Here is a 383-nt window from a genome sequence, read left to right as displayed (position 1 = left end):
CAGCGTCGGCTCCATCGACTCCGAAGGGATGAGGTACGGACGCGCGATGAACGTCAGCATCACGTAGTAGAGAACCACCGCGATGGTCACCAGGATGGCGCCCTCGCGCAAGGCACCGTGCTTGCGCTTGGGCTTTTCGTCCTGTTCCGGATCGGGCCGGGACTGCGGTTCGTCGGCGGGATTCGCGGCGGAATCACCAGCGGAATCGTGGTCGAGCGCGTCCTCCGACGAGGCGTCGGTGGAGTCGGTGGATCCGGTCACGGCATCCACAGTAGCGAGCGGAGGGACCAGCCCTGCGTCAGCCGCACCACCATGTGAGGCTCAGCGCTCAGCGCTTTTCCCTGATCTTCGCCTTCTTGCCACGGAGCTCGCGCAGGTAGTAC

The 383-nt window shown here is 65.0% G+C and carries 1 pseudogene; it reads right to left on the bottom strand.

Annotated elements, in window-relative coordinates:
* Window positions 1-261, bottom strand: a pseudogene (locus tag NQ050_RS11145) (signal peptidase I); the annotation flags it as partial.
* Between the last annotated feature and the right edge of the window lie 122 nt (window positions 262-383).

The organism is Corynebacterium sp. 122RC1, assembly GCF_024580955.1.
In the GTDB taxonomy this organism is placed as follows: Bacteria; Actinomycetota; Actinomycetes; order Mycobacteriales; family Mycobacteriaceae; genus Corynebacterium; species Corynebacterium kozikiae.
This window is presented reverse-complemented; position numbering and strand designations above follow the sequence as displayed.